The organism is Sphingomonas mollis (assembly GCF_016427505.1).
GTDB classification, from domain to species: domain Bacteria; phylum Pseudomonadota; class Alphaproteobacteria; order Sphingomonadales; family Sphingomonadaceae; genus Sphingomonas; species Sphingomonas mollis.
Genome location: NZ_JAELXS010000005.1, coordinates 160,147 through 184,014, shown reverse-complemented (window position 1 = coordinate 184,014; position 23,868 = coordinate 160,147). Strand labels below are relative to the sequence as shown.

General features: G+C 66.4%; 22 protein-coding genes and 3 tRNA genes. 11 read left to right on the top strand and 14 right to left on the bottom strand.

Annotation, left to right across the window (positions count from 1 at the left end; genetic code table 11):
• Window positions 1-20: 20 nt before the first annotated feature.
• On the top strand, window positions 21-425 hold the full coding sequence (locus JAO74_RS10555; RefSeq protein WP_199037691.1) for a hypothetical protein: 405 nt from the start codon (window positions 21-23) through the stop codon (window positions 423-425).
• Window positions 425-1,141 (top strand): ribonuclease T2 family protein, encoded by a 717-nt coding sequence (locus JAO74_RS10550; RefSeq protein ID WP_416194305.1) that lies wholly within the window; start codon window positions 425-427, stop codon window positions 1,139-1,141. Before JAO74_RS10555 ends, JAO74_RS10550 begins: the two co-directional genes overlap by 1 nt.
• Here the strand turns inward: JAO74_RS10550 and JAO74_RS10545 are convergent.
• The 8 genes from JAO74_RS10545 to aroA form a co-directional block, all read right to left on the bottom strand.
• Window positions 1,138-1,545 (bottom strand): DUF4112 domain-containing protein, encoded by a 408-nt coding sequence (locus JAO74_RS10545; RefSeq protein WP_199037687.1) that lies wholly within the window; start codon window positions 1,543-1,545, stop codon window positions 1,138-1,140. The two genes, JAO74_RS10550 and JAO74_RS10545, sit on opposite strands and share 4 nt — an antisense overlap.
• Window positions 1,546-1,550: 5 nt before the next feature.
• Window positions 1,551-2,975, bottom strand: a complete 1,425-nt coding sequence (locus JAO74_RS10540) for an ABC transporter substrate-binding protein (protein ID WP_199037685.1) — start codon at window positions 2,973-2,975, stop codon at window positions 1,551-1,553.
• 2 nt (window positions 2,976-2,977) lie between these two features.
• Window positions 2,978-3,061 (bottom strand) — tRNA-Leu (locus tag JAO74_RS10535).
• Between the two features lie 52 nt (window positions 3,062-3,113).
• A complete protein-coding gene (locus tag JAO74_RS10530) occupies window positions 3,114-3,392 on the bottom strand; it encodes an integration host factor subunit beta (RefSeq protein WP_199037683.1) in 279 nt (92 codons plus the stop codon).
• A gap of 119 nt (window positions 3,393-3,511) precedes the next feature.
• The gene (rpsA, locus tag JAO74_RS10525) at window positions 3,512-5,233 is read right to left on the bottom strand and encodes a 30S ribosomal protein S1 (protein ID WP_199037681.1); all 1,722 of its coding nucleotides are present in this window, start codon (window positions 5,231-5,233) and stop codon (window positions 3,512-3,514) included.
• A 310-nt stretch (window positions 5,234-5,543) separates the two neighbouring features.
• On the bottom strand, window positions 5,544-6,311 hold the full coding sequence (locus JAO74_RS10520; RefSeq protein ID WP_233150880.1) for a PEPxxWA-CTERM sorting domain-containing protein: 768 nt from the start codon (window positions 6,309-6,311) through the stop codon (window positions 5,544-5,546).
• Window positions 6,312-6,427: 116 nt separating this feature from the next.
• Window positions 6,428-7,060 (bottom strand): (d)CMP kinase, encoded by a 633-nt coding sequence (locus JAO74_RS10515; protein ID WP_199037680.1) that lies wholly within the window; start codon window positions 7,058-7,060, stop codon window positions 6,428-6,430.
• Window positions 7,057-8,391, bottom strand: a complete 1,335-nt coding sequence (aroA, locus tag JAO74_RS10510; RefSeq protein ID WP_199037678.1) for a 3-phosphoshikimate 1-carboxyvinyltransferase — start codon at window positions 8,389-8,391, stop codon at window positions 7,057-7,059. Before aroA ends, JAO74_RS10515 begins: the two co-directional genes overlap by 4 nt.
• A 110-nt stretch (window positions 8,392-8,501) precedes the next feature.
• Here aroA and JAO74_RS10505 point away from each other — a divergent pair, with 110 nt between their 5' ends.
• Together JAO74_RS10505 and JAO74_RS10500 are read left to right on the top strand one after the other, a co-directional pair.
• Window positions 8,502-8,825 carry a TIGR02300 family protein gene (locus JAO74_RS10505; protein ID WP_199037676.1) on the top strand — a complete coding sequence of 108 codons (324 nt, stop codon included), beginning with the start codon at window positions 8,502-8,504 and terminating at the stop codon, window positions 8,823-8,825.
• An 84-nt stretch (window positions 8,826-8,909) separates the two neighbouring features.
• Window positions 8,910-8,985 (top strand) — tRNA-Ala (locus tag JAO74_RS10500).
• Window positions 8,986-9,069: 84 nt separating this feature from the next.
• On the opposite strand, the gene JAO74_RS10495 is transcribed toward JAO74_RS10500, so the two are convergent.
• Complete coding sequence (locus JAO74_RS10495; protein WP_199037674.1) at window positions 9,070-9,306, bottom strand: hypothetical protein; 237 nt, start codon at window positions 9,304-9,306, stop codon at window positions 9,070-9,072.
• A gap of 82 nt (window positions 9,307-9,388) precedes the next feature.
• Window positions 9,389-10,687 (bottom strand): Hsp70 family protein, encoded by a 1,299-nt coding sequence (locus JAO74_RS10490; RefSeq protein WP_199037965.1) that lies wholly within the window; start codon window positions 10,685-10,687, stop codon window positions 9,389-9,391.
• An 85-nt stretch (window positions 10,688-10,772) separates the two neighbouring features.
• Between JAO74_RS10490 and JAO74_RS10485 the strand changes: the two genes are divergently transcribed.
• Window positions 10,773-11,663, top strand: a complete 891-nt coding sequence (locus JAO74_RS10485; RefSeq protein WP_233150879.1) for an SGNH/GDSL hydrolase family protein — start codon at window positions 10,773-10,775, stop codon at window positions 11,661-11,663.
• A complete protein-coding gene (locus JAO74_RS10480) occupies window positions 11,660-12,991 on the top strand; it encodes an MFS transporter (RefSeq protein ID WP_199037672.1) in 1,332 nt (443 codons plus the stop codon). The genes JAO74_RS10485 and JAO74_RS10480 overlap by 4 nt, the downstream gene beginning before the upstream one ends.
• Before the next feature lie 166 nt (window positions 12,992-13,157).
• Here JAO74_RS10480 and JAO74_RS10475 read toward each other — a convergent pair whose 3' ends face one another.
• Window positions 13,158-15,446, bottom strand: a complete 2,289-nt coding sequence (locus JAO74_RS10475) for a glycoside hydrolase family 3 N-terminal domain-containing protein (protein ID WP_199037670.1) — start codon at window positions 15,444-15,446, stop codon at window positions 13,158-13,160.
• Window positions 15,447-15,624: 178 nt separating this feature from the next.
• Between JAO74_RS10475 and JAO74_RS10470 the strand changes: the two genes are divergently transcribed.
• The 4 genes from JAO74_RS10470 to JAO74_RS10455 all read left to right on the top strand — a co-directional run bounded on the left by JAO74_RS10470 (window position 15,625) and on the right by JAO74_RS10455 (window position 21,571).
• A complete protein-coding gene (locus tag JAO74_RS10470; RefSeq protein WP_199037668.1) occupies window positions 15,625-16,647 on the top strand; it encodes a LacI family DNA-binding transcriptional regulator in 1,023 nt (340 codons plus the stop codon).
• Window positions 16,648-16,649: 2 nt separating this feature from the next.
• On the top strand, window positions 16,650-19,709 hold the full coding sequence (locus JAO74_RS10465) for a TonB-dependent receptor (RefSeq protein ID WP_233150878.1): 3,060 nt from the start codon (window positions 16,650-16,652) through the stop codon (window positions 19,707-19,709).
• Window positions 19,710-19,766: 57 nt separating this feature from the next.
• Complete coding sequence (locus JAO74_RS10460; protein ID WP_416194304.1) at window positions 19,767-21,170, top strand: glucoamylase family protein; 1,404 nt, start codon at window positions 19,767-19,769, stop codon at window positions 21,168-21,170.
• 146 nt (window positions 21,171-21,316) lie between these two features.
• Window positions 21,317-21,571, top strand: coding sequence for a hypothetical protein (locus JAO74_RS10455; RefSeq protein ID WP_199037666.1), 255 nt, complete (start codon window positions 21,317-21,319; stop codon window positions 21,569-21,571).
• A gap of 41 nt (window positions 21,572-21,612) precedes the next feature.
• Here JAO74_RS10455 and JAO74_RS10450 read toward each other — a convergent pair.
• Both JAO74_RS10450 and cpdR read right to left on the bottom strand, forming a co-directional pair.
• Window positions 21,613-21,687: transfer RNA gene (locus JAO74_RS10450), tRNA-Val, on the bottom strand.
• A 45-nt stretch (window positions 21,688-21,732) separates the two neighbouring features.
• Complete coding sequence (gene cpdR, locus JAO74_RS10445) at window positions 21,733-22,110, bottom strand: cell cycle two-component system response regulator CpdR (RefSeq protein ID WP_199037664.1); 378 nt, start codon at window positions 22,108-22,110, stop codon at window positions 21,733-21,735.
• Between the two features lie 93 nt (window positions 22,111-22,203).
• On the opposite strand from cpdR, the gene JAO74_RS10440 reads away from it, so the two are divergent.
• Window positions 22,204-23,067 carry an N-formylglutamate amidohydrolase gene (locus tag JAO74_RS10440; protein WP_199037662.1) on the top strand — a complete coding sequence of 288 codons (864 nt, stop codon included), beginning with the start codon at window positions 22,204-22,206 and terminating at the stop codon, window positions 23,065-23,067.
• A 197-nt stretch (window positions 23,068-23,264) separates the two neighbouring features.
• Here JAO74_RS10440 and JAO74_RS10435 read toward each other — a convergent pair whose 3' ends face one another.
• On the bottom strand, window positions 23,265-23,807 hold the full coding sequence (locus JAO74_RS10435; protein WP_199037660.1) for a cytochrome b: 543 nt from the start codon (window positions 23,805-23,807) through the stop codon (window positions 23,265-23,267).
• Between the last annotated feature and the right edge of the window lie 61 nt (window positions 23,808-23,868).

Here is a 23,868-nt window from a genome sequence, read left to right as displayed (position 1 = left end):
GGTCGAACATGGGGGATGCGATGCGGCCGAAATCGGTGATACTGGGCGAGCAGGTCTATGCCGCGTCGATCGTGATGACGATCGCGCTGGCGGTGATGGGCTGGCAGGAGGCGGCGTCGGTTGGCGGGCCGGTGCTGGCGGCGACGATCAACGTGGTGGTGATCGGCCTGACGATCCTGCTGCTGTTGCTCGCGACGCGGCGGGGGAGCCGGGTGGCGCTGTGGCTGCTGACGGCGCTGACCGCGATCAACGTCGTCGGTTTCCTGTTCCAGATATCGGGCGGGGTGGTGGCGGCGGGCCTGTTCGGCGTGCTGACGACGATCCAGACATTGTCGAGCGTTATCGCCATGGTCCTGCTGTTCCGGCCGAATGCGCGGGCATGGTTCGCCAGCATGAGCGACGATACGACGGAAGATCTCGTATGATGCGGCTATCGTCGATCGTGTTCGGCGCGCTGATGGCGGCGGTGCCGGCGGTGGCGGGCGCGCAGGCGTATAGCTGTTCGGCGCCGGACGGGGTGCCGGCGATCCGGCCCGATCTTCCCTCGTCCAGCCAGCCGCGCCGGGTGCTGCCGATCGGCAGCTATACCCTGGCGATCACCTGGGCGCCGCAATATTGCCGCGAGAATGGCGACCGCGAGTCGGCGGCGTTCCAGTGTGGCGGGGGCAACCGGTTCGGCTTCACGCTGCACGGCTTGTGGCCCGATGGAACAGGAAAGGACTGGCCGCAATATTGCCGGTCGACGCCGCTGCTGCCGACGCGGGTGGTGAGCGCGCATCTATGCTCGACGCCCTCGGCGCAATTGATGCAGCACGAATGGGCGAAGCACGGCACCTGCATGGCGGGGTATTCGCCGGCGCGGTATTTCGGGCAGTCGACGGCATTGTACGGGCGGCTGCGCTATCCGGACATGGATGCGCTGTCGCGGCGGCCGTTGACGGCGCTGGGGCTGGCGACGGCGATCGCGCGCGCCAATCCGGGGCTGCAGCCGACGATGATGCGTGTCACCGCCGACAGGCAGGGCTGGCTGGACGAGGTGTGGATCTGTCTGGACAAGCGGTTCCGCTATCGAACCTGTCCGGCGCATCAGGGCGGGCTGGCCCCCAGCGCGCCCGTCAGGATCTGGCGCGGGGAGCGTTAGCGGTCGATCGTGACCGTGCCGGGGTGATGCTTGTCGAGGTGACGGTGGATAATCCGCAGGTTGCGGGTGTTCGACCGGAAGAAGAAATCGGCGGCGTCGCCGACGAATGGGACGACGCCAAGTATCGCATCGAAGCCGACATTGCCCATCATGCGCGCGATCTGGAATTTCGACATGCCGAGATTGCGCGCTTCCCAGACCAGCCATGTGCCCATCAGCGCGGCGAGTGCATCGCCGACGACGGGGACGAGGCCGATCAGGAAGTCGAGGCCGAACGGCCGGTTGATCCCCGGCATGGTGAAACTGCGCTCCAGCAGCTTTTCCAATGCCTCCACCCGGCGTCGAACCGAGGCGGGATCGCGGCCGATCGGCAGCTGGTCGAACAGGGCGGCGTTGGGTGTCATGACGATCAGGTGGGGTCGGGGCGCAGACGGTTCAACGGGTGCCAGGCACGGCTGTTCGCCTGCCACGCGGCCAGCCGGGGCGCGACGAGCGACCAGCGCAGCGGCCGGGCCAGCGGGATGAACCCGGCATCGGCGGACAGCGCGGCATCGGCGGCGGCGATCCGGGTGCCGCGTTCGGCGGGTGTCGGGGCCAGCCGGGCGGCGTCCAGCGCCTGCTGCGCCTGATCCCCGCAGGCCATGCACGCGGTGGCGAGATACCAGCGCGCACTGTCATAGGGGGCGACCGCGTCGATCAGGAGGAGATCGGCCTCGGCATCCGCGTCCACCCGGTCGAGGGCGATGCCGATGGTGGCGAACGAGGCCGCGAGCTGACCGTGTAGGAGGGTCGCACCCGGACTGCGCGACAGGGCGAGGCGAAGGCGGATCGGGCCGCCGCTCCATGCCGCCACGCGCGCGCGGGCGGCGGCGCGGCGCTGGTCGAGGGTCAGCAGGCTCCAATCGGGGATTTGCGGCGGCGCGGCTGAATCGAGCGTATCGGGCAGGATACGATCGACCGCGTCCCATCCCGGTGCGATCGCCGCGACGAGAGCAGTGCGATCGATCGCCTCCGACAAGGCGATGCGATTCGCCGGATCGGCCAGAAAACCGTCGCGGTTGATGATGGCGATACCAAAAAGACCGACGGCGGGATCGATCCGGGCGGCGGTGCGGGGCAGGTCGACGCCCGCGAGCAACGGCCAATCGGCATAGGTGCCGCCGCTGACGAGATCGGATCGCCGCGCCGCGAAGCGCAGGATGGCGTGCGATGCCCGCTCGCCGATCAGCCGGACATCCTGTTCGGGTTGCAGTTCGGCCTGATCGTCGGGATCGGCGCGGCCGGGATCGAAGGCGGGACGGAGCAGCGGGGTGGCGGAGGCCGACACGATGCGCAGCGGGCCGCTGCCCGTCGGCGGTGGCGATCGCAGCAGCGCCATGTCGGGCTGGGCGAACAGCTTCAACAGGTCGGGGCGGGGGCGGGCGAGACGGATTTCGATCACCTGCGGCGTCATCACCACGATCTCGTCGATAGCGGTCAGGAACGGCGCCAGCGGATTGTCGCGCGCCGCGATGCGGCGCCGCAAGAGCCGGACGACCTGTTCGGCGGTTACCCGGTCGCCACCGGTCCAATAGGCTCCGCGCAGGCGGAAGATGTAGCTCGCGCCGTCGTCCAGCACTGTCCAGCGTTCGGCGAGGCCGGGTTCGATCTGGCCAGCCGCATCGAACCGGACCAGCCCCTGCGCGGTCGCATCGATCAACAGGCGTGATGGCGTATCGCGAAGCGGTATCTCGGTCGCGGTATAGGCCGGTGCCTCGCCGATCGCGCTGACCACCACCGCCCCGGTATCGCGGCGACGGTCGCAGGCGCCGATCAACAGCGGCAGGGCAAGCATGATGGTGCGGACGGCGGGACTCGAACCCGCACTCCAGGGGAAGCGGATTTTAAGTCCGCTGCGTCTACCGGTTTCGCCACGTCCGCGCACCGGCATGGGAAAGCCCGATGCCGGCCGCAACGTCAAGCGCGCAGACGCTCAGACGTTGAGACGGGCGCGCATTTCCTTGCCGGGTTTGAAATAGGGAACCCGCTTGGCATCGACGTCCACCGTCTCGCCGGTCCGGGGATTGCGGCCCGTGCGGGCGTCGCGTGGCCGGGTCGAGAAGGCGCCGAAGCCGCGGATTTCGACGCGACCACCGTCGGCCAGACGGCTGGTGATCTCGTCGAAGAAGGTGGACACAATGGTTTCCACCTCGCGTGGGCTGAGCGTGCGATGCTCGTCACTGAGCCGCTGTACCAATTCCGAACGAATCAACGTCTACCCCCCGGCGATCACACTTCCGGCGATTGATACAAGTCAACTTTAATGCCGAATAGATTGATTCGGCACTCGAATGTAAAAAAAGGGCCGGAGTTTCCTCCGGCCCCTTCGTCTTACTTCTTCGACTGGTCGTTCTGGGCCTTCAGCGCGGCGCCCAGGATGTCGCCGAGCGACGCACCCGAATCGGACGAGCCGTACTGCGCCACGGCCTGCTTCTCCTCGGCGATCTGCATCGCCTTGACCGAGAAGGTCGGCTTCTTCGAACGGTCGAAACCGGTCACCATCGCGTCGAACTTCTGGCCGACCTGGAAACGCTCCGGACGCTGCTCGTCGCGGTCGCGGCCGAGATCGGTGCGCTTGATGAAGCCCGCGGCGCCATCGTCGCCCGCCTGCACTTCGAGGCCCGCATCGCGGACTTCGAGGACAGTGACGGTGACGACCTGGCTCTTGCCCAGACGATCGCCCGCAGCGGCGACGCCGCCGGCGGCCGGACCGCCACGCTCAAGCTGCTTCATGCCCAGCGAGATGCGCTCCTTTTCGGCATCGATGTCGAGCACGATCGCCTGAACGGTTTCACCCTTGCGATGCAGCGCCAGTGCGTCCTCGCCCGACACGCCCCAGGCGATGTCCGACATGTGGACCATACCGTCGACGTCGTTGTCCAGACCGATGAACAGGCCGAATTCGGTGGCGTTCTTGACTTCGCCCTCGACGGTCGAGCCGATCGGATGGGCCGACGCGAACGCCTCCCACGGATTGGCCTGCGCCTGCTTCAGGCCCAGCGAGATACGGCGCTTGTCCTGATCGACTTCCAGCACGACGACATCGACTTCCTGCGAGGTCGAGACGATCTTGCCGGGATGGACGTTCTTCTTGGTCCAGGACATTTCCGACACGTGGACCAGGCCCTCGATACCGGCTTCCAGCTCGACGAACGCACCATATTCGGTGATGTTCGTGACGCGGCCCGACAGCTTGGCGCCGACCGGATACTTGGCCGATGCGCCATCCCACGGATCGGATTCGAGCTGCTTCATGCCGAGGCTGATGCGCTGCGTGTCCTTGTTGATGCGGATGATCTGCACCTTCACCGTGTCGCCGATGTTGATCATCTCGGACGGGTGGTTGACGCGCTTGTAGCTGAGATCGGTGACGTGCAGCAGGCCATCGATGCCGCCCAGATCGACGAACGCACCGTAATCGGTGATGTTCTTGACGACGCCCTCGATGATCTGACCCTCGGCCAGGCTCATGATGAGGCCCGAACGCTGCTCGGCGCGGGTCTCTTCCAGCACGGCACGACGCGACACGACGATGTTGCCGCGCTTGCGGTCCATCTTCAGGATCTGGAACGGCTGGGGGATATCCATCAGCGGCGTGACGTCACGTACCGGGCGGATGTCGACCTGCGAACCGGGCAGGAACGCCACGGCGCCGGACAGGTCGACGGTGAAACCGCCCTTGACGCGGCCGAAGATCGTGCCCTCGACGCGGGCCGACTTCGAGAATTCGAGTTCCAGCTTGTCCCATGCGGCTTCGCGACGGGCGCGGTCGCGCGACAGCATCGCTTCGCCGTGCATGTTCTCGACGCGGTCGACATAGACTTCGACTTCGTCACCGACTTTCAGCTCGGCCTTCTGGCCGGGGGCGGGGGCGAATTCGCGGAGCGGCACGCGGCCTTCCGACTTCAGACCGACGTCGATGACGGCCATGTCGTTTTCGATCGCGGTGACGGTGCCGTGCACCACGCGCCCCTCGAAGCTGTCGGCGCCGCCGAACATGTCATCGAGCATCGCCGCGAAATCGTCGCGGGTGGGCTGAACCTGGGTTGCCATAAAAAGAGTAGTTCCTCGAACGTTGTTTCCGGCCAATCGGTTGGGTCCGATGGTCTTGGCCAAAAAGCCGCAACGACCCCGTGTCGATTGCGGCACCCGGCGAACGGGCACAGGCGGAGGGGCTAGACGCGTATGCGAAAAGGGCGCGTGAAGGATCGACCTTCCGCGCCTGCCTCCGCGAGCGCCTGCCCGCTGGATGTTGTCCTTATAATGCAAAAGCCGGCATGCCGCAATCGGGCATGCCGGCTTTGATCGCCCGCGTTATCGGGCGTCCGGCCGTCCGTGTCGCCACGGACGGCCGATGGCTATGTCAGGCGAAGACCGCGCCGGTCTTGCGACGACGGTAGCGAGCGGCGCCGGCGACCATGCCGAACCCGACGAGCATCATCGCCCAGGTGGCCGGTTCGGGCACGGCCGATACCGTGCGAACGGTCAGCTGCGCCAGCTTGAAGGCGTCGTTCAGACCATCCGGGCCGTCGACCGAGCCACCGATGACCCAGATGTTGCCGACCGCCGACGACGCCAGGTTGAACGTCTGGTTGGGAGTCGATGCGCCCTGCCCGTTCGTGTTGATCGATTTGATGCTCTGACCAATATTCGCGAGGCTTGTAGCCGTCAGGTTCTGGTCCCAGGCGCCCGTCAGCTTGTTCCAGCCGAGATAGGCATCGTTGTCCGTATAGTTGCGATCGACCAGCTGATAAGCGTTCAGCACGCCGGAAAGCAGCGTGACGTCCTGACTGAACTGCAGAACAACGAATTCCCAGCCGTTCCTGTTATCGATCTGGTGATAGGCGCCATCCCGACGCTCATCCTGCTGATAAACGCCCAGACCGTTCGTCCCGAACGAGGCGAGTTGTGCCGTCTTGAGCGAGCCGTCGAGTTCCAGCGACCACGCAGTCGCCTTGACGCTCAGCGTTTCCTTGCCGGTTGTCGCGGTATAATTGAAAACATTGCCATTTGCGGCAATCGGCGAACCGGTCCCCGCGCTGGTCGTGTTGACGATGAAATCGGTCGCCTGTGCGGGCATGGCGGCAGTGATGGCGGCTGCGGTCAGACCGATCTGAAAAATCTTGTTCATGTTGAATGTCCCTCGGTTGTTGAGGTCTCATTCCCAATGTTCCGGTGGCGAATCAATCGGCCTGTAGCGTCGCAAAATCCCCGTCTGAAACAGAAACTGGTTAATCAGTGCTGCCGTTAATCTTTGGCACCGGTCCTGCCCAATTCGACAAGGGCGATCGCGCGTTGCACCGATGCCTCGATCGACAGGAAACTGGTGTCGAGCGTGGCGGCATCGACCGCCTGGACCAGCGGCGCGGCGGCGCGGCCCGAATCGCGCAGGTCGCGGGAACGAATATCGGTGAGAACGCGGTCGAAGCTGATCGTCGAGCCGTTCGCCTGCAATTCGGCATGGCGGCGGCGGGCGCGAATCTGGGGCGTGGCGCGGACGAACAGCTTGGCGTCCGCATCCGGTGCGATCACCGTGCCGATGTCGCGACCATCCAGTACCGCGCCGCCGGGCTGATAGGCGAACCGCTTCTGCCGCTGGAGCAGCGAGGCACGGACCAGCGGATGCGCCGACACGATCGAGGCAAGCTGCCCCGTCGCGTCATCGCGCAGCACCGGATCGGCGAGCATCGCATCGTCGAAATCGCAGGCGGCGACGGCATCGGCCTCCACCGCCGGATCGAGGTCCATGGCGCGGACATTGGCGGCGACGGCGCGATAGAGCAGGCCGGTATCCAGATGCGGGATGGCATAATGCCGGGCGAGCGCGCGGGCGATCGTCCCCTTGCCGCTGGCGGCCGGCCCGTCGACCGCGATAATCATGCCGGCCCCGCGATCAGGCGGTCGAGCGACGCGTAGAAGCCGGGATAGCTGGTCGCGACCGGGCCGATATCATCGATCGTCACCGGGCGGACGGCGTGGAGGCCGGCGACGGTCATGCTCATCGCGATGCGGTGATCCAGCTTCGACGCGATGGTCGCACCGCCGGGGATCGCATCGCCGCCGGTGCCGTCGATCGACAGGCCGTCCTCATGCTCCTCGACCTGCACGCCGCAGGCGGCAAGCGCGGTGGCCATGGTGGCGATGCGGTCCGATTCCTTGACGCGCAGTTCGTGGGCGCCGCGGGCGGTAGTGCGGCCGGCGGCGAAGGCGGCGGCGACGAACAGGACGGGATATTCGTCGATCATGCTCGGCGCGATCTCGGCCGGCACGTCGATCGCGGTCAGCGCGGCGTGGCGGACGCGCAGGTCGGCGACCGGCTCGCCACCGACGGTGCGGGCGTCCACTTCCTCGATATCCGCACCCATCAGACGGAGCGCGGCGATCAGGCCGGTGCGTGTCGGGTTCAGCCCGACATTGGTAACGACGATGTCCGATCCCGGCACCACCGATGCGGCCACCAGCCAGAACGCCGCCGACGAGGGATCGCCGGGGACGGTGATCGACTGCGGCTTCAATTCCGCCTCGCCATGGATTTCGATGATCCGGCCGGCGGGCGACGGCGTGACGGTGAGATTTGCGCCGAAGCCGGCCAGCATCCGTTCCGAATGATCGCGCGTGGCGACCGGTTCGATGACGCGGGTGATGCCGGGGGTGTTCAGGCCCGCCAGCAGGATCGCCGACTTCACCTGCGCCGAGGCGACCGGCAGCGTGTATTCAATCGGCACCGCCGGCGTCAGCCCGCGCAGCATCAGCGGCAGGCGGCCGCCGGGGGAGGCGGTGATGTCCGCGCCCATCCGGGCCAGCGGTTCGATGACGCGGCCCATCGGCCGGCCCGACAGCGATGCATCGCCGGTGAACGTCGCGGTGATCGGATGGCTGGCGACCAGCCCCATCAGCAACCGGGTCGATGTGCCGGAGTTGCCCATGTCGAGTGCCCCGGCCGGTTGCAGCAGGCCGCCGACGCCGACGCCGCTGACCCGCCACACGCCATCGTCGCCGCGGTCGATCGTCGCGCCCATCGCCCGCATCGCGGCGGCGGTGGCAAGCACATCCTCTCCTTCCAGCAGCCCCTCGATCCGGCTTTCACCGACGGCGAGGGCGGAGAGCATCAGCGAACGGTGGCTGATCGACTTGTCGCCCGGCACCGCGACGGTGCCCGTCAGCGGCCCTTGCGCATCGATCCGGCGGGGTTGGGGTGCGGCATGTGACATTCGCGGCGCGCTTTGACAGCCGGGTTGCCGTATGGCAAGGCACCCGCCATGTTACGGGCGAGGGGCCACCTTCGGCCGCGATAACCCAATTCCGAAAGGCAAGACACGGCATGATCAAGCCGGAATGGGGCACGAAGCGTACGTGCCCGAAATGCGCGACGCGTTTCTACGATCTCGCAAAGGACGACCCCGTCACCTGCATCAATTGCAGCTATGCGTGGGAGCCGGAGCCGATCCTGAAGTCCAAGCAGCCCCTGCCGTTCGAGCAGGCCAAGCCCGACCAGGCCAAGCCGGATGCGGATCTGGAGGGCGAGGAAGAGGATATCGGCGCGATCACCGGCGAGGACGAAGAACCCTCTGCCGATGATGAGGTCGATCTGGGCGGCGACGACGACCTGGGCGTGGAAACGCCCACGGACGAAGACGAACATTGATGTGACGGGCTGGCAGGCGGTGTGAAAAACGCCGCTTGCCAAGCCGGAAGCGGCCCGCTAGTGGGGCCGCCTTCCCGACAGGATGGGGCCGTAGCTCAGCTGGGAGAGCGTTCGCATGGCATGCGAAAGGTCAGGGGTTCGATCCCCCTCGGCTCCACCATTCCTGTTCGGGTGACCGTTGGTTGCGCCGTGGCGTGATCCGGTTTTTGTGGGGCCCATAGGGCGTCGCTTTTTTCATTTTCAGTTAGAGCGCCGGTTGGTTGGTATCATCGATGTCGATGTTGCCGTCAGTCATCGCACGCGCCTGTTGGCCCGCCATCGCCACATCCTTGTTCCCCCACGGGAGCCGGGGTCCGGTTGGGAAGGCTTGAATGGCCATCGAGCTGATTTCCGTCGTTGCGAGCGTAGCGAAGCAATCCAGCGTCACATGCGTAACGCTGGATTGCTTCGCTACGCTCGCAACGACGACGCGGTGGATCACTGAGTCTTAATCTCAGCCGCCACCCGACTGGACCCCGGCCTTCGCCGGGGAACAACGTTGCTCAATCGGCGACCCAATAAAATCACACCGTCCATGCCGCCAGATCGTCCTGCTGGCCGATCAGCGCCAGTCCATGTGCGATCGAGGTGAGCTCGCCGCCGGTGGCGATCAGGTCGTCGCCGAACCGGTCGGTGAAGACGCGGCGGATGCGGGGGGTGAGGGAGGTGCCGCCGGTCAGGAAGACACGGTCGATATCCGATGCCGCGAGGCCGGCGCTGGTCAGCACCTGATCGATCGTCGCTTCGATCCGGGCGATGTCCGGGGCGATCCACGATTCGAATTCGTCGCGCGTCACCGATGCCTCGATCGTGAAATCGTCGCCGTCGAACGCGAAGGTCGTCGCGTCGGCGGTCGATAGCGTGCGCTTCACCCGGCCGACCGCGTCGTAGAGGCGATAGCCCAGTTCGCGTTCGATCACCGCGATCATCCGCCCGATCGCATCGGGGTCAAGCGCGGCGCGGCGCAGCTTCTCCAGTTCGGCGAGCGTGCGGCGGTTGCGCATCAGCGCGAGGCGCGACCAGTCGGCGAAATCGGTGAAATGGCCCGAGGGGATGTCGAGTATCTTGTCGAACGATCGATAGGAGCCGCCCTTGCCCAGCAGCGGCATGACCAGCCGGTCGACGATGCGCTGGTCGAATCGGTCGCCGGCGATGCCGAGGCCGGCATGGCCCAGCGGCGTGCAGCGTTGCGGCGAACCGGGGGCGGCAATGCGGACGCCGGAGAAATCGCTGGTGCCGCCGCCGAAATCGGCCACCAGGATCGTCGCCGGCTCCTCGATCCGCGAGGCGTAGCTGAACGCCGCGCCGACGGGTTCGTAGACATAGCTGATCTCTGCCCCGAGTGCGCCGAACATCGCGTCGTAGCGCTGACGGGCGAGCGCCGCATCGGGGCGGTGGCCGGCATAATGGACGGGGCGGCCGACGACGACGCGCGCGATCTTTCGGCCCAGCGCGCCATCGGCATGGGCGGCCATGCGCTCCACGAAGGATCGGCCGAGATCCTCGAAGCGATAGCGCCGCTCGAACACGGTGGCGTGTTCGAAGGTCGGGCTGGCGGCGACCGACTTGAACGACTGGATGAAGCGGCTGCCCTCCGGGTAATCGAGATATTCGGCGATCGCCCATGGCCCAGCCTCGACCGCGATGCCGCCGCGGGCGGTTTCCTCGTGCCAAAAGCACAGCGCGGAGCGGAAGACGGGGTCGGCGGCCTCCGGTCCGTTCAGCATCACCAGATCGGCGGTGTTTGCGTCGGTCGATTCGGCGAGCACGCTGTTGGTAGTGCCGAAATCCAGACCCAGGACGATCGCGGATTGTGCCTGCATCGAATCCACCTCGTCGTTCCGTCGCCGGCCACGCGGCCGGTGGCGTGCCTCTACACGTGGCGGCGGCGGCCGGGTAGGAGGGGGCATGATCCGATCCAGCTTTCCCACGCATCTGATCCGCATCGCGGCGGTGCTCCTGTCCTTCGCGGCGATGCCTGTGCGGGCGGAGACGATCCTGTTCGTCGGCAACAGCTTCACCTTCGGCGCGGGATCGGCGGCGTGGCATTATCGGCCGGGCAGCGTCGAGGACCTGAACGGCGAGGGGGTCGGCGGTGTGCCGGCGATCTTCAAGCGCTTCACCGAACAGGCGGGGCTGGATTATACCGTGGCGCTGGAGACGGGTGGCGGTCGCAGTCTGGGCTGGCACCTGAACGAGCGGCGGGCGGTGATCGACCGGGCGTGGGATCAGGTCGTCCTGCAGGAATACAGCACGCTGGATGCGGGCAAGCCGGGCGATGCGACGCGGACGATCGCGGACACGAAGGCGCTGGCGACGCTGTTCCGCGCGCGCAATCCGAAGGTGTCGATACGATTGACGGCGACATGGTCGCGCCCCGACCTCGTCTATCGACCGGGCAGCCCGTGGTCGGGGCGGCCGATCGGCGCGATGGCGGTCGATCTGCGTCGTGCCTATGACCGGGCGGCGAAGGCGGCGGGACCGGCGGTGAAGGACGTGGTGCCGGTGGGGCAGGCGTTTACCTGTGCGATCCGCACCGGCGTGGCGGACGGCGATCCGTATGACGGGACTGCGCCCGGGCAGGTCGATCTGTGGACCGACGATCATTATCACGCGAGTGCTGCCGGCTATTATCTGGAAGCGCTGATGCTGTTCGCGAGCATCACCGGCCGCGATCCGCGGACGCTGGGCGCTGGCGAGGCGGCGGCGGCCGATCTGGGCATCGCACCTGCTCTCGCGGTGGCGTTACAGAAGGTAGCGCAGCGGGCGACGGCGACCGACGGCGCCTGCGGTCGGTGAACCACAACACGGCGCCGCCGCGTCCTGCCCGCTGGCGGCTGGTGCTGTTCGGATCGGGCGACTTCGCGTGCAATCTCTATTGGCAGAGCGTCACGCTGTACCTGCTGTTCTTCTACACCGATGTGCTGGGGCTGGCGCCGGGGGTGGCCGGGCTGATCTATATGATCGGGGCGATCTGGGACGGGCTGGCCGATCTGGCGGTTGGGATCGTCGCGCAGCGGGGCCGCTATCGATACCGGACGCTGATCGCGGGCGGGACGATCCCGCTGGGGGTGGCGTTCGTGTTGCTGTACGGCGCGCCCGCCATAGTGGACGAGCCGGTGGCGGCGGCGCTGGTGGCGCATATCGCGTTCCGCAGTCTCTATGCGCTGGTCAACGTGCCCTATGCGGCGTGGAGCACGCGGATTACGCAGGACAGCGGCGACCGTACGTTCATCGCCGGCGCGCGGATGCTGTTCGGCGCGGCGGCGGCGACGATCGTGGCGCTGGGCACGCCGTGGATCGCGGCCCGGATCGGCGATGGTGTGTCGCCGGGAGGTTATCTCGTGGCGGCGGCGGTGTTCGCGGCGGTGGCTACGCCTGTGTTGTTGATGGTCGCGGCGTCGACGCCGGAGGTGTTGCCGGTGGCCGCCGTCGAGCGGGTGTCGGTGGCGGCGTGCCTGCGCGTGCTGGGGAGTAACCGGGCGTTCGTGACGCTGAACGCGGCGATGGCGGCGGGCGGGATCGCGGCGGCGCTGCTCAACCAGTCGGTCCTCTATTATTTCGCGCATGTGGTCGGCGATCCGGGGGCGGGGCCGGGGACGCTGGCGATGATGGGGCTGGTCGGCGTGGTGGTCGTACCGCTGTGGACATGGTGGGCGACGCGGCGGGGCGCGCGATCGGCATGGTTCGTGGCGGGGCTGGTCGGGCTGGCCTGTGCGGCGGGCTTTGCGATGTCGGCGGCGGGCGAGGGGACGACGCGGCTGTTCCTGCTGGGGATGCAGATCGCCTTTGCCGGGTTCAGCCTGGCCGGTTGGGCGATGCTGCCCGACACGGTCGAATATGGGGAGGCGACGCAAGGGCTGCGGGTGGAGGCGATCGCGTTCGGCGTGTCGGCGCTGGTGCAGAAGGGGGCGCTGGCGATGGCGGCGGCGGTGATCGGCGGTGTGTACGATGCGATCGGCTATGCCGGCGGGACGGTGCAGGGGCCGGCGGCGGTCGCCGGCATCGGCTGGCTGATGATCGTCGGGCCGGCGGTGGCGATCGCCGTGTCGATGGTGGCGATGGTCGCCAATCCGCTGCGCCGGGAGACGCATGATGCGATCGTGGCTGGGTTGGGGCGGGGGTGATCTGCCGATACGTACCCGACGAATGGTTGTTCTCCGGCGGAGGCCGGGGTCCAGTTGGGATGGCGGTAGTAAGTCTTCACAATCGTTCACCCAACTGGACCCCGGCCTCCGCCGGGGAACGTCTTGTCGAAATTGCCTATTCCCGCGCTGTTTTGCGAGCGTTCCCTCAGACCAGCGTGAACTCGCCCGCAACGCCCTCGGCTTCGGCCGAAGGGGCGACCCACAGGCGGAAGCGGCCGGGTTCGACGGTGGGTTTCAGGTCCAGTCCGATGAACGTCAGGTCGTCGTGGCGAAGGGTGAACGACACCGTCTGCTGCGCGCCGGCGGCCAGCCTGATCTTTTGGAACGCCTTTAGCTGGCGCACCGGGCGGGTGATGCTGGCGGTGACGTCCTGGATGTAGAGCTGCACCACTTCCTCGGCCACGCGGGTGCCGCGATTGGCGATCGTGGCCGTGACCGTCAGCGCGCCGCTGGCGGTCAGGCGGCCGTCGCCGACGCCGAGCGCGCTATATTCGATCCGGCCATAGGTGAGGCCGTGGCCGAACGGGAACGCCGCCGTGTTCGGAAGCCCGCGATAATGCGCCTTGAACGGTTTCAGCTCGCCCGGACCATTGGGGCGACCAGTGCTCTTGTGATCGTAATGATAGGGTTCCTGCCCGGTCGCATGCGGAAAGCTGACCGGCAGGCGTGCCGATGGCCCCTCGACCCCGAACAGGATGTCGGCGATCGCCGGTCCGGATTGCGAGCCCAGGAACCACGTCACCAGAATAGCCGGCGCGTTGCGCACCGCGCCGTCCAGCACCAGTGCGCGGCCGTTGCGCAGGACGACGACGATCGGTTTGCCGGTCGCCGCCACCGCCTCGGCCAGTGCGACCTGCGCGGCCGGTACGACGATGTCGGTGCGCGATTGCGCCTCGCCCGACATGTCCTGGCTCTCGCCGATCGACAGCACCACGATGTCGGCCGCCCGCGCCGCCGCCACCGCCGCCTCGATCCCGCCGGGCAGAACCGCATTGACGCCGGCGCCGGCGGTCGCGGTGACCAGCGACGGATCGGCCAGCGCGGCGCGGACGCCGGTCAACAGATCGACCGCATCGGCATCCGATCCATAGACGTTCCATGGGCCGATCAGATTCTGTTGCCCCGAGGCGAACGGCCCGATCAGCGCGATGCGCTTGCCCGATCGGGGCAGGGGCAGCAGGTCGCCGTCGTTCTTCAGCATCACGATCGATCGCCGTCCCGCCTCGCGTGCCAGCGCCAGATGCGCCTTGGTGCGTACGCGTGTCGTTTCGCGCTTCGGGTCGATGCGGCGGAACGGGTTGTCGAACAGGCCGAGCCGCACCTTCAGCGCCAGCACCCGGCGCACCGCCTGATCCAGCCGCGCCATCGGCACCTCGCCCCTGGCGACCAGATCGGGGAGGTGGGCGATGTAGAAACCCGACTGCATGCTCATGTCGACACCGGCCATGAAGGCCAGCTTCGTCGCCTCGCGCGCGTCGGCGGCGAAGCCGTGATCGATCAGCTCCATGTCGCCGGTATAGTCGGACACGACCAGCCCATCGAAATTCCACTCGTCGCGCAACACGGTGTCGAGCAACCACGGATTGGCGGTGGCGGGGACGCCGGACAGTTCGTTGAACGAGGCCATCGTCGTGCCGGAACCGGCCGCGAACGCCGCCTGGAACGGCGGGAAATACACGTCGCGCAGCGTGCGTTCGGACACGTCGACGCTGTTGTAATCGAGGCCTGCCTCCCCCGCGCCATAGGCCGCGAAATGCTTGGCGCAGCTCATCACCGCATCGTCGGCGGTCAGGCCGCGCCTGCCCTGAAAGCCGCGCACCCGTGCATCGGCCATCATCCGGCCGAGCAGCACGTCCTCGCCCGCGCCCTCGATCCCGCGGCCCCAGCGCTGGTCGCGGGCGATGTCGACCATCGGCGCGAAGGTCCAGTCGATGCCGGCCGCCGATGCCTCGACCGCCGCCGCCCGGGCGGTGCGTTCGGCGAGGTCGGGCTCGAAACTGCCCGCCTCGGCCAGCGGCATCGGGAAGACGGTGCGGAAGCCGTGGATGATGTCGGCGGCGAACAGCAGCGGAATCTTCAGCCGTTGCTCGCGCATCGCGACGGTCTGCATCCGCCGCGCCATGGTGGCGCCGTTGCCGTTGAAGACGCCGGTCAGGCGGCCCGCCTTCACCTCGGCCAACTGCTCGTCGAAGCTGGCGGTGGCGGCGATCGGGTTCAGCGCGGTCGCGGCGCCGCCCGCCCAGGTCGCGGCCATCAGCGTCAGCTGCCCAGCCTTTTCCTCGACCGTCATCTGCGCGACCAGCGCCTCGACCGATGCGGGCAGCGCGGCGGTGCCTGCCTGTGCCAGCAGGGCGCGCGCCGGGCTGCTCGCCCAGGCGGCCACGACGCCGCCGCCGATCATCAGGGCACGTCGCGAGATGCGCTGCTCGGTCATCCTCATCCTCCATCTGTGACATTTCGGCCACTGGGCGGGCCATCTGTTGCATTTGCGTATTGAACGCCCTTTTAGGTTCATGTAACCGGTTACATCAAGCCTGATCGCACCGGTGCGTCCGGATCGACAGGGAAAACGGCCCGTCGCCATGATGGGTTGCGAGAGGATGCGACGGCGAATGCCCCATGCCACGATCCGCGATGTCGCGCGTGAGGCCGCCGTATCGGTGGCGTCCGTGTCACGCGTGCTGAACGGGCATGAGAATGTGCGGCCGGCGCTAAAGGCGAAGGTGCAGGCGGCCGCCGCGTTGCTTGGCTACGTCCCCCATGCCGGCGCGCGCAGCCTGAGCCTCGCGCGATCGGGCGCGATCGGCGTGGTGCTGCCCGACCTGCACGGAGAGTTCTTTTCCGAATTGCTGCGCGGCATGGACCGCGAGGCGTCGGCGCGCGGCTTGCAACTGTTGCTGTCGAATATGCACGACGATCCGGCACGCGGGATCGAGGCGCTGCACACGATGCGCGGGCGAGTCGACGGGCTGGTGGTGATGGCGCCGCATATCGATCCCGACCGGCTGTTCGGCCATCTGCCGCCGGGCATCCCCGCCGTGCTGGTCAATTGCGCCCCCCATCATCAGGCGCGCGCCGAGATGCGGGTCGACAATGCGGCGGGCGCGGTGGCGATGGTCGAGCATCTGGTCGCCTGCGGATATCGCCGCATCGTCCACATCGCTGGTCCTGCGGGCAATATCGATGCCGACGAACGGGTCGAGGGATATCGCACCGCGATGGTCGCCGCCGGGCTGGCGCCACGGGTGGAGCAGGGCAGCTTCATGGAGGAAGCCGGCGTCGCGGTTGCCGAACGGCTGATCGCCGAGGGGGCCGAGGTCGATGCGGTGTTCGCCGCCAACGACATGATGGCGATCGGCGTGCTGATGACGCTGCGCCGGGCCGGCATCGACGTGCCGGGCCGGATCGCCGTCGCCGGGTTCGACGACGTGCCGCTCGCCCGCCTGATCTCGCCATCGCTCACCACGCTGCGCATCGACATCGCCGGCATCGGCGAACGCGCCGTCGCGCGCCTCGCCGGCATCGTCGCGGGCGAGGACGACCGCGCCGTCGAACATCGCGCGCCGGTGCTGATCGAGCGCGAGACCACCGGAATCAACAACAGCCCGACAACCGGGAACAGCAGGGGAATATGATGATGACCAGGACGATGCTCCGTGCGGCGCTGATTGCCGCCACCACGCTCGCCGGCGGTGCGATGTTGATGCCGGTGCCGGTCGCGGCGCAGGTCGGGCAGGCGTCGCTGCGCGGCCGCATCACCTCGACCGCCGACAATCCGGTGCAGCAGGTATCCGCGGTCGAGGCATCGACGGGGTATCGTCGCACGGTCGTCGCCGGGGCGGACGGTTCCTACAATTTCGCGTCGATCCGGGCGGGCACGTACACGCTTGAAATCCAGCTGAAGAACGGCACGCGCAATTCGGACGCGTTCACCCTGCAGGTCGGCCAGAACGCCGGTCTGGACCTCGACCTGTCCGCTCCCGCCGCGCCGGCCCAGCCCGCGACGGAGGAGACGGTGGTCGGATCGACCACGTCGAACAGCGACGAGATCGTCGTCACCGGCAGCCGTATCCGCTCGCTGTCGGGCGGCACCGTCGGCACCACGATCACGCAGCGGCTGATCGACCAGCTGCCGCAGAACAGCCGTAACTTCCTCGCCTTCGCCGACCTTGCGCCGGGTGTGCGCTTCGTGGAGGAGAACAGCGGCGGTGCGGCGCGGATTCAGGGCGGCGCGCAGGACAGCCGCACCGTCAATGTCTTCATCGATGGCGTCAGCCAGAAGGACTATGTCCTGAAGAACGGTATCACCGGGCAGGATTCCAGCCCCGGCAACCCGTTCCCGCAGCTCGCGATCGGCGAGTATCAGGTGCTCAGTTCCAATTACAAGGCGGAGTTCGATCAGGTCAGCTCGGTCGCGATCGTTGCGCTGACCAAGTCGGGCACCAACGAATTCCACGGTGAGGGCTTCTACGATTACACCAACCAGTCGCTGCGCGACAAACGCCCGACCGAAATCTTCCCGACCCCGATCGCCAAGGTGAAGACCAAGGACCAGCAGTTCGGCGGCGCGCTGGGCGGTCCGATCATCAAGGACGTGATGCACTTCTTCGCCAGTTATGAAGGCAAGCGGCGGGCCTTCCCGGTCGATATCCTGCCCGGCAACGGCATCACCGTCGCCTCGCTGCCCGCGCAATATCAGAACCTCTTCGGCACGGTCAGCTCGACGTTCAAGGAGGACCTGTATTTCGGCAAGATCGATATCGTGCCGACCGACGGCGACCTGATCGAATTCACCGGCAAGTATCGCAAGGAATCGAACACCGGCGTCAACAGCGGCATCGCGGCGGTGGAAACCGCCAGCCCGACCAAGGTCGACGAACTGCGCGCGATGGGTCGGTGGCAGCATACCGCCGCCAACTGGATCAACGATTTCCGTGTGTCGTACGAGGATGTCAGCTGGGCGCCGACGCCGGCCCTGTTTGCGAACAGCTCGCTGTTCCAATCGACGATCCGCAATAACGGCGGCGTGACGCGGTTCGACCTTTTCCGCATCGGCGGCGGCTCCAATTATCAGGACAAGGGCCAGAAGGGATGGACGGTCCAGGACGATTTCACCTGGACCGGCATCGACCGTCACACGATCAAGGCGGGGGTGAAGACCAAGTGGGTCAAGCTCAACTCGCTCGAACAGAATCTGCTCAATCCGCTCTATACCTACGATGTCAACCTGTTCAGCCAGACCGGCTTCAACGACACGGTTCCGTACCGCGTCCAGTTCGGCGCACCGGGAACGTCCGGCAATTCGGTCGTGAAATCCAACAATTTTCAGTTTGGCATCTACTTGCAGGATGACTGGGACATCAGCGATCGGTTGACGCTTAACCTCGGCTTGCGTTGGGATTACGAGCGGACGCCCGCCTATCTCGATTACGTCACACCTGCCGAGAATCTGGCTGCGGTGTCGGTCGCCAACTACCCGAACTTGGTCAACGCTGATTACAACATAAACGATTACATCACCGACGGCAGCAAGCGTAAGGCGTTCAAGGGTGCGTTCCAGCCGCGGATCGGCTTCACCTATCGCCTCGACGAGCAGGGCCGTTTCACCGTGTTCGGTGGTGTCGGCCGGTCCTACGATCGCAATCAGTTCGATTTCCTTCAGCAGGAACTTAGCCAGGGCGCGTTCCGGACACGGGAATTCAACTTTATCGGCAATAATTCCCAGAACCCCTGCGATCCGGGGCTGACTTGCATCGCTTATAATCCTGTTTATCTGACACAGGCTGGCCGCGATATTCTGGCGGCACAAACTGTCGGCGGCGGGCGCGAATTACGCTTCATCAACAATGATCTGAAGGTGCCGTATTCGGACCAGCTGAGCTTGGGTGTGCGTCACCGGGTGCGGGCAGTCGAAGTGGAAGTCGGCTACACGCACATCGAAAGCAAGGACGGTTTTGTCTATCTGCTCGGCAATCGCCGGGCCGATGGATCGTTCTTCTTCAACGATCCAGCCAATCCTACCGATACGCCCAGTTCGCCCTTCGGTTCGCCACCGCCGGGATATGGCGCGATCATTATCGGTGACAACGGCCTGGAGACAAAGTCCAATGCTGCCTACGTCAAGTTGACCAAGTCGTATTCGGCCGCGTCGCCGTGGAGCATCGACGCCACCTATACCTATACCGATGCAGTCGAGAATCGGCAGTTCGGCGAAACCTTCTCGCTCGATTTCCCGTCGATCAACGATTACCCGACTCTGCGGTCGTCAGGCGTGCCGCGCCACCGGTTCGTCACCGCAGCCAGCGTCGATCTGCCGATCGGCGTGTCGATGTCGGGCAAATTCCAGATCGAATCGCCCCGTTATCAAAAGGCGATCCAAGATACTGCCAACCCGTTCGGACGCACCGTCGTCGGGACCGAGGTCTATTCGCTGGGCGATCGGTGGGGTCGGCGCCAGCTCGATCTGGCTTTTACCAAATACATTCCGATCGGGTTCGTTAACGATCAGGCCCGTATCCGCCTGCGCGTCGACATCATCAACGCGATGAACGATCGCAACTATACGGAATACAACAACGATCCCAACGACAACGTGGTCGATGCTGCCTCGCCGACCGTCTATCGTCAACGGACCGGATACAGCATCGGCGGCAATCCGCCGCGGACGGTCAAGCTGTCCGCCGGGTTCAGCTTCTGATCTGCCTCGCCGGGGCGGCACCGTCCGCCCCGGCCTCCTTTTGCCCGAAGGCCATTCGTGATCGATCGTCGCCACTTCCTCGCTGCCGGTACGTCGACGCTGGCCATGATGCTGACCGGCTGTGTCACGACCCGACGTGCCACGGGCCACTCCCCCGATCTGCTGACCGACATTCAGGAGCGCGCCTTTCGCTTCTTCTGGGAGACGACCGATCCCGCCACCGGGCTGGCGATGGATCGCTGGCCGACGCCGTCCTTCGCCTCGATCGCGGCGGTGGGGTTCGCGCTGACCGCGTATCCCATCGGCGTGAAGCATGGCTGGGTCACGCGCGAGGCGGCGCGGGCGCGGACGCTGACGACATTGCAGTTCTTCGCCGGGGCGCCGCAGGGGCCGGAGCCGACCGGCGCCAGCGGTTACAAGGGTTTCTTCTACCACTTCCTCGGCGTGACGAAGGGTCAGCGGTTCGCGCGGTGCGAGTTGTCGACGATCGACACCGCGCTGCTGCTGGGCGGCGTGTTGTTCGCGCAGAGCTTTTATGACGGCGACCACCCGGACGAGGTCCGCATCCGCGCGCTGGCGGAGCAACTGTACCGGGCGGTCGACTGGAGCTGGATCGTGCCGCGTCCGCCGTTCGTGTCGATGGGCTGGCATCCGGAGACGGGGTTCATCCCCAGCGACTGGAACATCTATAACGAGGGGATGATCCTGTATGTGCTCGGCCTTGCTTCGCCGACGCATCCGTTGCCGCCCGAGACGTGGCCGCGCCTGACCGAGCGGTTCGACGCCAGTTGGACCGGCACCGGCGATCAGGCACATCTGCATTTCGCGCCGATGTTCGGCCATCAGTACAGCCATGTCTGGATCGACTTCCGGGGTATCCGCGATCCCTATATCGCGACCAGGGGTATCGATTATTTCGAGAACAGCTGCCGCGCGACCTATCACCAGCGGAATTATGCGGTCGCCAATCCCGGCCGCTGGGCGGGATATGGCGCCGATTGCTGGGGCCTGACCGCATGCGACGGCCCCGGCGATTTCCGCACCGGGCAGGGCGACGATGCCCGTGAGTATTTCAGCTATTCTGCGCGCGGCCCCGGCGAACGCGACGACGGCACCATCGCCCCCACCGCGGCGCTGGGATCGATCGCCTTCGCGCCCGAGATCGTGGAGCCGACGATCCGCGCGATGCATGCCCGCTACGGTGCAGGCATCTACAGTCGTTATGGTTTCCTCGACTCCTTCAACCCCACCCTGACCGCACCGCACGAACCGCTGAAGCATGGCCGGATCGTCCCCGGTATCGGCTGGGTCGATGGCGATTATCTCGGCATCGATCAGGGGCCGATCGTGGCGATGATCGAGAACCACCGCACCGGCTTCGTCTGGGAAGTGATGCGCCGTAACCCGCATATCCGGCGTGGGTTGACGCTGGCGGGCTTCAAGGGTGGTTGGCTGGGCTGAAAGCTGGATGACTTCGGCCTGACGGAAGAAGTCGTGCGATGTTCCGACGGCAGAACGCCTGTTTCCGGTCGAGCCGGGTAGAGGACGTGATCGGACGATCCGATATGACCATGCTGCACTGCAACATGCATGCTATGGCTAGCCGGATGATCCAGCTGCAAACCGATCGCAACCTGATGACCGCCGAACTCGTCCGCGCGCACCCTTGCGTCCGCTGCGGCAAGCGCAGCTTCGTCGGCGTCAGCGAACGACGCCAGAGTGGCGAGCGACCGACCGCGACCTTTGCGGTGCAATGTTTCTCCTGCGGCCGGCGCGGTCGCATCGGCGCCCCGCGCGATGCGGTGGATGCGTGGAACGGCGCCCATCCCATCGCCCGACCGCGAACCCCCGTCGGACAATAAAAAAGCCCCGGTTGCTCAGTCGAGCTACCGGGGCTTTTTGATGGTGGGCGTGGCAAGGATTGAACTTGCGACCCCTGCGATGTCAACACAGTGCTCTACCACTGAGCTACACGCCCACTCTGGGCGGGGCACTAGCCGGAGGTCCGGGATCGTGCAAGCCTTCAATTGATGCCGTTGGCACTATCCTGTTCGAACAGGCGGTCCACCTCCATCACCAGCTCGCGCAGATGGAAGGGTTTGGACAGGATTCGGGCGTTCGGCATCGCCTGTCCGGCCTTCAGCGTGACGGCGGCGAAGCCGGTGATGAACATGACGCGCATCGTCGGCGCGATCTCGTTCGCGCGTTGGGCCAGTTCGATGCCGTCCATCTCCGGCATCACGATGTCGGTCAGTAGCAGATCGAACGTCTCGGTCTGCAACAGTGGCATCGCCGCGGTGCCGCGATCGACCGAGGTAACGCGGTAACCGGAACGCTCCAGCGCCCGCGCCAGATATTCGCGCATGACCTGGTCGTCCTCGGCCAGCAGGATTCGGATCATGTCGGCGCCTTTTCGTTGAACAGCGCGCATAGGGCGGGCCAGGTTAAAGAATTATAGTCGAAATATCGCGGTGCCGGCCTTACGCTGCGCCCAATGGAGCGCGGTGTCGATCAGGGAAGTTTCGATCGGTGGGGCAGCGGCGACCCCGTATCGCCCGTCATCATATCGGTTCCGCACGCCGGACGCGAGTATCCGCCGGCGCTGCTCGCCGCATTGCGGGTGCCGGTCGCCGCGCTGGTGGGGCTGGAGGACCGGTATGTCGATGCGGTGGCGTGCGGCGCACGCGGCGTCGAGACGATGCTGGTCCAGCGGCGCGGGCGGGCGTGGATCGACCTGAACCGGGCGGAGCAGGAGCGCGATCCGCGGGTCGATGAAGGCGCGTGCGCCGGTCGGCCGGTGCCACCATCCCCCCGCCTGCGTAGCGGACTGGGGCTGGTCCCGCGACGGGTGAGCGGGGCGGGGGATTTGTGGCGCGGCCGGTTCACCGGTGCGGCGATCGAGGAGCGCATTGCCGTCGATCATCGACCCTATCATGCCGCCTTGCAGGGGCTGTTGCGGGCGGCGCGGGCGAAGTTCGGGGTGGCGGTGCTGCTCGACCTGCATTCGATGCCGCCGCTGGCGGTGGGCGAGCCGCAGGTGGTGATCGGCGACCGGTTCGGCCGATCGGCGGGGGCACGCTTCGTTGCGCGGCTGGAGGCGGCGGTCATGGCGGCCGGCGTCTCCTGCGGACGCAACCGGCCTTATGCCGGGGGTGACATCACCGAACGGCATGGGCGGCCGTCGCTGCGTATCCACGCCATCCAGATCGAACTGGACCGCAGCCTGTATCTCGACGACCGGCTCGACCTGCCGGGGCCGGGGCTGGGTGCGACCGCGGCGCTGGTCCGGCGACTGATCGACGTGCTGGCGGATGAAGCAGGCGCGGGCGCCGGACCGATCGCGATAGCCGCCGAGTGACCGGCCATCCATAAAAAACCACCCCGCGCGGTAGTCCGCACGAGGTGGCCAAGGTTCAGGGAGGAGACACGCTAAAAGCGTGTCGTACGGCCTCGCGAAAGGGGGGACACGAAAGCCGTACGGGTCATAAATGGACTTTCCGCATTTTTGTTCAAGCCCGATGCGTAAAAAACTTTTTGCCGGGCCTGTCGAACGGCTTAGCGATCGAGCGCCGGGGCCATCCGGGCCAGCACATGGTCGCGCAGGATCAGGCGATGGCGCAGTGCGGCACCGATATGGAGCACCACCAGCGCCAGCATCACCCAACCCAGTATCTCATGCGATTCGTGGCCGAAACCGCCCGCGGCCTTCCCGACCGGCAGATACGGGATGTCGAACAGGCCGAACCATGTGAGGGGCCGGCGCTGGGCGCTGCCCGACACCATCAGCCAGCCGGTGACGGGCAGGGCGATCATCAACAGGTACAGCGCCCAGTGCGTGGCATGCGCCGCGCCGCGTTCCCATGCCGGGGTATGCGCGGGCAGCGGCGGTGCCTTGTGCGCCAGCCGCCATGCCAGCCGGGCGGCGGTCAGCACCAGCACGGTGATGCCCAGCGCCTTGTGGATCGGGAAGGCGAAACCCAGCACGCTGTCGTGGAGCAGGCCGATCGCCAGATTGGCGATGACGAAGACGGCTATGGTCCAGTGGAACCACATCGCGACGCGCGAATAACGGGCGACGGTATCGGGATGAGTGCTCATGCGCGGGGGTTCTCCTGGCGGGCGCGACGCGACCGGGCCAGAGAACCCCTAATCCCTCGCG

What these genes read in the sequence shown, in the direction of transcription:
- JAO74_RS10505 (WP_199037676.1), top strand. Translation starts at nt 8,502, where the DNA reads ATGATCAAGCCGGAATGGGGCACGAAGCGTACGTGCCCGAAATGCGCG.
- JAO74_RS10550 (WP_416194305.1), top strand. Translation starts at nt 425, where the DNA reads ATGCGGCTATCGTCGATCGTGTTCGGCGCGCTGATGGCGGCGGTGCCG.
- JAO74_RS10520 (WP_233150880.1), bottom strand. Translation starts at nt 6,311, where the DNA reads ATGAACAAGATTTTTCAGATCGGTCTGACCGCAGCCGCCATCACTGCC.
- JAO74_RS10485 (WP_233150879.1), top strand. Translation starts at nt 10,773, where the DNA reads ATGATCCGATCCAGCTTTCCCACGCATCTGATCCGCATCGCGGCGGTG.
- JAO74_RS10545 (WP_199037687.1), bottom strand. Translation starts at nt 1,545, where the DNA reads ATGACACCCAACGCCGCCCTGTTCGACCAGCTGCCGATCGGCCGCGAT.
- JAO74_RS10440 (WP_199037662.1), top strand. Translation starts at nt 22,204, where the DNA reads ATGGAGCGCGGTGTCGATCAGGGAAGTTTCGATCGGTGGGGCAGCGGC.
- JAO74_RS10515 (WP_199037680.1), bottom strand. Translation starts at nt 7,060, where the DNA reads ATGATTATCGCGGTCGACGGGCCGGCCGCCAGCGGCAAGGGGACGATC.
- JAO74_RS10455 (WP_199037666.1), top strand. Translation starts at nt 21,317, where the DNA reads ATGATCCAGCTGCAAACCGATCGCAACCTGATGACCGCCGAACTCGTC.
- JAO74_RS10555 (WP_199037691.1), top strand. Translation starts at nt 21, where the DNA reads ATGCGGCCGAAATCGGTGATACTGGGCGAGCAGGTCTATGCCGCGTCG.
- JAO74_RS10540 (WP_199037685.1), bottom strand. Translation starts at nt 2,975, where the DNA reads ATGCTTGCCCTGCCGCTGTTGATCGGCGCCTGCGACCGTCGCCGCGAT.
- JAO74_RS10435 (WP_199037660.1), bottom strand. Translation starts at nt 23,807, where the DNA reads ATGAGCACTCATCCCGATACCGTCGCCCGTTATTCGCGCGTCGCGATG.
- rpsA (WP_199037681.1), bottom strand. Translation starts at nt 5,233, where the DNA reads ATGGCAACCCAGGTTCAGCCCACCCGCGACGATTTCGCGGCGATGCTC.
- JAO74_RS10465 (WP_233150878.1), top strand. Translation starts at nt 16,650, where the DNA reads ATGACCAGGACGATGCTCCGTGCGGCGCTGATTGCCGCCACCACGCTC.
- aroA (WP_199037678.1), bottom strand. Translation starts at nt 8,391, where the DNA reads ATGTCACATGCCGCACCCCAACCCCGCCGGATCGATGCGCAAGGGCCG.
- cpdR (WP_199037664.1), bottom strand. Translation starts at nt 22,110, where the DNA reads ATGATCCGAATCCTGCTGGCCGAGGACGACCAGGTCATGCGCGAATAT.
- JAO74_RS10490 (WP_199037965.1), bottom strand. Translation starts at nt 10,687, where the DNA reads ATGCAGGCACAATCCGCGATCGTCCTGGGTCTGGATTTCGGCACTACC.
- JAO74_RS10470 (WP_199037668.1), top strand. Translation starts at nt 15,625, where the DNA reads ATGCCCCATGCCACGATCCGCGATGTCGCGCGTGAGGCCGCCGTATCG.
- JAO74_RS10475 (WP_199037670.1), bottom strand. Translation starts at nt 15,446, where the DNA reads ATGACCGAGCAGCGCATCTCGCGACGTGCCCTGATGATCGGCGGCGGC.